Origin of the sequence: Pseudomonas sp. CM27 (genome assembly GCF_013179515.1) — a bacterium.
In the GTDB taxonomy this organism is placed as follows: domain Bacteria; phylum Pseudomonadota; class Gammaproteobacteria; order Pseudomonadales; family Pseudomonadaceae; genus Aquipseudomonas.
The window spans coordinates 7111-12387 of sequence record NZ_JABMCN010000178.1 but is presented as its reverse complement, the minus strand read 5'-3'; the positions used below and the strand labels follow the sequence as shown (position 1 = coordinate 12387).

Below are 5277 nucleotides of genomic sequence, written 5' to 3'. Positions count from 1 at the left end.
AAGCGCTGTTAATGTCACTCCCAACAGAACACAAGGAAGCGCTGCAATGCTGGTCGTCTCAATCGGTGGTAGCCCAAGTACCCGTTCACGCTCCGGCGTGCTGCTGGAGCGTTCGCGCCAGTGGCTGCAGAACCGCGGCGTCGAAGTGGTGACGTTCCAGGTGCGTGACTTTGCCGCCGAAGACCTGCTGCATGCCCGTTTCGACAGCCCGCAGGTTCAGCATTTCCAGCAACTGGTGGCCCAGGCCGATGGCCTGATCGTCGCAACGCCGGTGTACAAGGCATCGTTCGCCGGCGCTCTGAAAACCTTGCTCGACCTGTTGCCCGAGCGCGCCCTGGCTCACAAGATCGTGCTACCGATTGCTACAGGCGGCAGCATCGCCCACATGCTGGCGGTGGATTACGCACTTAAACCCGTGCTGTCGGCACTCAAGGCGCAAGAGACCCTGCAAGGGATCTTCGCTGACGACAGCCAGGTTACGTACGCAGAAGGCTCCAGACCCGCGCAACTGTTACCGGTGCTGGAAGAACGCCTGCATGACTCGCTGGAAACCTTCCACGCTGCCCTGGCCCGTCGGCCGAGCCCCGTCGCCCCAGGCCTGTTGAACGAACGCCTGATCAGCGCCCGCTGGAGCATCTGACCAGCACAACCCGCTTTACCACCTTACTCGCCCGACAACGAGGCAAGCAGGTGCAACCCGAACCCATTCGCACAGGAGAGCGCCATGCGCACAGTCTTCTTGCGTCGCGGTCTGGTCGCCCTGTTTGCGGCGGCTGTGTCCTTCGGCGCCATTACCCAAGCCCAGGCCGAGAGCCTGCGTATCGGCTATCAGAAATACGGCACCCTGGTGCTGCTCAAGGCCAAGGGCACGCTGGAAAAGCGCCTGGCCGAGCAGGGCGTGCAGGTGCAGTGGACCGAATTCCCCGGCGGCCCGCAGCTGCTTGAAGGGCTGAATGTCGGCTCCATCGATTTTGGCGTCACCGGCGAGACCCCACCCGTGTTCGCCCAGGCTGCTGGCGCCGATCTGCTCTACGTGGCGTATGAGCCGCCGGCGCCGCACAGCGAGGCGATCCTGGTGCCGAAGGGCTCGCCGATCCAGTCGGTCAAAGACCTCAAGGGCAAGAAAGTCGTCCTCAACAAAGGCTCCAACGTGCACTACCTGCTGGTCCGTGCGCTGGAAGATGCCGGCCTCAAGTACAGCGACATCCAGGCCGTCTACCTGCCCCCGGCCGACGCTCGCGCCGCCTTCGAGCGCGGCAGCGTGGATGCCTGGGTGATCTGGGACCCGTACCAGGCTGCCGCCGAGAAACAACTGCAGGCACGTACCCTGCGCGACGGCAAAGACCTGGTCGACAACCACCAGTTCTATCTTGCCACCCGCGACTACGCGACCCAGCACCCAGCGGTGATCAACACCGTGATCGAGGAAGTGCGCGCCGTGGGCGAATGGTCCCAGGCCAACCCGCAGGAAGTGACCGATCAGGTCGCCCCGCTGCTTGGGCTGCCCGCCGACATCACCCTGACTTCGGTCAAGCGCCAGGGCTACGGCGCCGCGCCGCTCACCCCAGAGGTGGTGGCCGCGCAACAGAAAATCGCCGACACGTTCCATGCGCTGAAGCTTATCCCCAAGCCGCTGAGCATCAAGGACGTTATCTGGACACCCCCGGCCAAGGTCGCCAGCGCGCCTTGATTGACTTGCCTGCGCCGGGGCGCCGCCCCGGCTGAGCCACCCTTGAGGAGACAACTCCAATGAGCCTTAACATTTTCTGGTTCCTGCCCACCCACGGTGACGGTAAGTACCTGGGCACCTCCGATGGTGCTCGCGCGGTCGACCATGGCTACCTGCAGCAGGTCGCCCAGGCGGCCGACCGCCTTGGCTTCGGCGGCGTACTGATCCCTACCGGGCGATCCTGCGAGGATTCCTGGCTGGTGGCGGCATCGCTGATCCCGGTTACCCAGCGCCTGAAGTTTTTGGTCGCATTGCGCCCCGGCATCATTTCGCCGACCGTGGCGGCACGCCAGGCAGCCACCCTCGACCGCCTGTCCAATGGCCGTGCGCTGTTCAACCTGGTGACCGGTGGCGACCCGGACGAGCTGGCGGGTGACGGCCTGCACCTGAACCACCAGGAGCGCTACGAGGCCTCCGTGGAGTTCACCCGTATCTGGCGCAAGGTGCTGGAAGGCGAAACCGTCGACTACGACGGCAAACATATCCAGGTGAAGGGCGCCAAGCTGCTTTACCCGCCAATCCAGCAACCGCGCCCGCCGCTGTACTTCGGTGGCTCATCGGATGCCGCACAGGACCTGGCCGCCGAGCAGGTCGAGCTGTACCTGACCTGGGGCGAGCCGCCGAGCGCGGTCGCAGAAAAAATCGCCCAGGTGCGCGAGAAAGCCGCCGCCCAGGGCCGCGAAGTGCGCTTCGGCATCCGCCTGCACGTGATCGTGCGGGAAACCAACGAAGAAGCCTGGGCTGCCGCCGACAAGCTGATCTCGCACCTGGACGATGACACCATCGCCCGTGCCCAGGCCTCGCTGGCACGCTTCGACTCGGTCGGCCAGCAACGCATGGCGGCGCTGCACAACGGCAACCGCGACAAGCTGGAAGTGGCCCCCAACCTTTGGGCGGGCGTCGGCCTGGTCCGCGGTGGTGCCGGCACCGCCCTGGTAGGCGATGGCCCGACCGTTGCGGCGCGGGTCAAGGAATACGCCGAGCTGGGCATCGATACCTTCATCTTCTCCGGTTACCCGCACCTGGAAGAATCGTACCGGGTTGCCGAGCTGCTGTTCCCGCACCTGGATGTGCAACGCCCGGAGCAGGCCAAGGCCGGTGGTTACGTGAGCCCGTTCGGCGAGATGGTGGCCAACGACATCCTGCCCAAGTCCGTTGCGCAAAGCTGAGGGCCAGGCCATGAGTCGTGCAACTTCCAATACCCTTGCCCAGCGCCTGGCGCCGTGGGCGCTACCGGTGCTGCTGCTGGCCGCCTGGCAGCTGGCGGTCAGCGCCGGCTGGCTGTCGACACGCATCCTGCCAGCGCCTAGCGCGGTGGTCAGTGCCGGCGTCGAGCTGGTGCGCAGCGGTGATATCTGGACCCACCTGGCCATCAGCGGCTGGCGTGCCGGGCTGGGTTTTGTCATCGGTGGCAGCATCGGCCTGGTGCTGGGCTTTATCACCGGCCTGTCGAACTGGGGCGAGCGCTTGCTCGACAGCTCGGTGCAGATGATCCGCAACGTGCCGCACCTGGCGCTGATTCCGCTGGTGATCCTGTGGTTCGGCATCGACGAGTCGGCGAAGGTTTTCCTGGTTGCGCTGGGCACGCTGTTCCCGATCTATCTGAACACCTACCACGGCATCCGCAACGTCGACCCGGCGCTGGTGGAGATGGCGCGCAGCTATGGTTTGTCCGGCTTCACCCTGTTCCGCCAGGTGATCTTGCCGGGTGCGCTGCCTTCGATCCTGGTGGGCGTGCGCTTTGCCCTGGGCTTCATGTGGCTGACCTTGATCGTTGCCGAAACCATCTCGGCCAATGCCGGCATCGGCTACCTGGCGATGAACGCCCGGGAATTCCTGCAGACCGACGTGGTGGTACTGGCCATCGTCCTGTATGCCGTGCTGGGCAAGCTCGCCGACCTGGCCGCCCGCGGCCTGGAACGTGTGTGGTTGCGCTGGCACCCGGCCTATCAAGTAGCCAGGAAGGAGGGCGCATGACCGTGCTCAAGGAACAGCCGCCACGCCTGCTGCGTGGCATCCCGCTGGCCTGCAACGGCCTGCGCAAGGCCTTTGGCCAACGCGAAGTGTTGAAGGGCATCGACCTGCACATCCCCGCAGGCCAGTTTGTCGCCATCGTCGGCCGCAGCGGCTGCGGCAAGAGCACCCTGCTGCGCCTGCTGGCCGGGCTCGACCAGCCCAGCGCCGGGCAATTGCTGGCCGGTGCCGCGCCGCTGGATGAGGCGCGGGACGAAACCCGCCTGATGTTCCAGGATGCCCGCCTGCTGCCGTGGAAGAAGGTGATCGACAACGTCGGCCTGGGCCTGTCCGGCGACTGGCGCGGGCGTGCGCTGGACGCGCTGGAGGCGGTTGGCCTGGCCGACCGGGCCAATGAATGGCCGGCAGCGCTGTCGGGCGGGCAGAAGCAGCGTGTGGCGCTGGCGCGGGCATTGATCCACCAGCCGCGTCTGCTGCTGCTGGACGAGCCACTGGGGGCGCTCGATGCGCTGACCCGCATCGAGATGCAGCAACTGATCGAACGCTTGTGGCGTCAGCACGGCTTCACCGTGCTGCTGGTCACCCACGATGTCAGCGAGGCAGTTGCCGTGGCTGACCGGGTGATCCTGGTCGAGGACGGCGAGGTCGGGCTCGACCTTACCGTCGACCTGGCGCGGCCCCGGGCGCGTGGTTCGCACCGCCTGGCGGCGCTGGAAAGCGAAGTGCTCAACCGTGTTCTGTCAGCCCCGGGCACTGCGCCCGAGCCAGACCCTGTAGCCCCTTTGCCCACGCAATTGCGTTGGGCGCACTGAAAACTCACTTACCAGACTGAAGCCCACAGAGAAGGAAGCAAATCATGACTATCAAAGCCATCAACGTTCGCAACCAGTTCAAAGGCACCGTGAAAGAAATCCTTGAAGGGCCTGTGCTGTCGGAAATCGACGTGCAGACTGCCTCGGGCATCGTCACTTCGGTGATTACCACCCGCTCTGTGAAAGAGCTGGAATTGCAGGTGGGTAGTGAAGTGATTGCTTTTGTGAAGTCGACTGAAGTGTCTATCGCCAAGCTGTGATGAAAGTGGCCCGCGGGGCTGCGTTGCAGCCCGATCGCCGGCAAGCCAGCTACCACAGGTACTGCGCAGGTTTCAGGCCTTGTGCTTTATCTGTGGGAGCTGGCTTGCCGGCGATGAGGCCATTGAATTTAACGCTTGGCCAGAAACGGCGGCAGGTACAACCCCAGATAGGCCTCGAACACCCGCTTGCCCTCTTCGGCCATGCGCGGCGTAATCGCCTCATGCAACTGCACCGACCGTGCATAAACCCGGTCGCTCAGCTCCATGGCCAGCGCAAACACATCCACATCCCCCGGCATCACCGGCAGATGAAAATGCTGGTCGAACAACTTGTACATCAAGTCGCCCAGTTCCATGTCGTGCTGCCGATCGGCCTGCACCACTTCGCTCAGGCCATGCTGGGCCAGGATCAGCTGCCGCGCCGCAGCATCGTCGTTGTAGATATCCAGCATGCGCTGCTCGATCAGCCGTGACAGTTCGTGCCAGGTGCTGAACGCACTGC

6 protein-coding genes and 1 pseudogene are annotated in these 5277 nt (G+C 64.6%); 6 read left to right on the top strand and 1 reads right to left on the bottom strand.

The genetic code is table 11. From position 1 onward, the window contains the following. Positions 1-46 precede the first annotated feature (46 nt). The 6 genes from ssuE (at position 47) to HP547_RS20345 (ending at position 4775) form a co-directional block, all read left to right on the top strand. The gene (gene ssuE, locus HP547_RS20370; protein WP_172224348.1) at positions 47-640 is read left to right on the top strand and encodes an NADPH-dependent FMN reductase; all 594 of its coding nucleotides are present in this window, start codon (positions 47-49) and stop codon (positions 638-640) included. A gap of 84 nt (positions 641-724) precedes the next feature. Then, entirely contained in the window at positions 725-1690 is a 966-nt protein-coding gene (locus HP547_RS20365) for a sulfonate ABC transporter substrate-binding protein (protein WP_172287268.1), read from the top strand. A 59-nt stretch (positions 1691-1749) separates the two neighbouring features. After that, entirely contained in the window at positions 1750-2898 is a 1149-nt protein-coding gene (gene ssuD / locus HP547_RS20360) for an FMNH2-dependent alkanesulfonate monooxygenase (protein ID WP_172224354.1), read from the top strand. A gap of 10 nt (positions 2899-2908) precedes the next feature. Then, the gene (gene ssuC / locus HP547_RS20355; protein WP_172224357.1) at positions 2909-3706 is read left to right on the top strand and encodes an aliphatic sulfonate ABC transporter permease SsuC; all 798 of its coding nucleotides are present in this window, start codon (positions 2909-2911) and stop codon (positions 3704-3706) included. Beyond that, positions 3703-4515 (top strand): aliphatic sulfonates ABC transporter ATP-binding protein, encoded by an 813-nt coding sequence (gene ssuB / locus HP547_RS20350; protein WP_172287267.1) that lies wholly within the window; start codon positions 3703-3705, stop codon positions 4513-4515. The genes ssuC and ssuB overlap by 4 nt, the downstream gene beginning before the upstream one ends. Positions 4516-4559: 44 nt before the next feature. Continuing rightward, positions 4560-4775: a molybdopterin-binding protein gene (locus tag HP547_RS20345; RefSeq protein WP_008095172.1), complete on the top strand. Its 216-nt coding sequence runs from the start codon at positions 4560-4562 to the stop codon at positions 4773-4775. A 128-nt stretch (positions 4776-4903) separates the two neighbouring features. Here HP547_RS20345 and HP547_RS20340 read toward each other — a convergent pair. Continuing rightward, positions 4904-5277, bottom strand: a pseudogene (locus HP547_RS20340) (TetR/AcrR family transcriptional regulator); the annotation flags it as partial.

Excerpts from the sequence above, each read along its gene's own strand:
- ssuE (WP_172224348.1), top strand. The coding sequence starts at position 47 with ATGCTGGTCGTCTCAATCGGTGGTAGCCCAAGTACCCGTTCACGCTCC.
- HP547_RS20365 (WP_172287268.1), top strand. The coding sequence starts at position 725 with ATGCGCACAGTCTTCTTGCGTCGCGGTCTGGTCGCCCTGTTTGCGGCG.
- ssuD (WP_172224354.1), top strand. The coding sequence starts at position 1,750 with ATGAGCCTTAACATTTTCTGGTTCCTGCCCACCCACGGTGACGGTAAG.
- ssuC (WP_172224357.1), top strand. The coding sequence starts at position 2,909 with ATGAGTCGTGCAACTTCCAATACCCTTGCCCAGCGCCTGGCGCCGTGG.
- ssuB (WP_172287267.1), top strand. The coding sequence starts at position 3,703 with ATGACCGTGCTCAAGGAACAGCCGCCACGCCTGCTGCGTGGCATCCCG.
- HP547_RS20345 (WP_008095172.1), top strand. The coding sequence starts at position 4,560 with ATGACTATCAAAGCCATCAACGTTCGCAACCAGTTCAAAGGCACCGTG.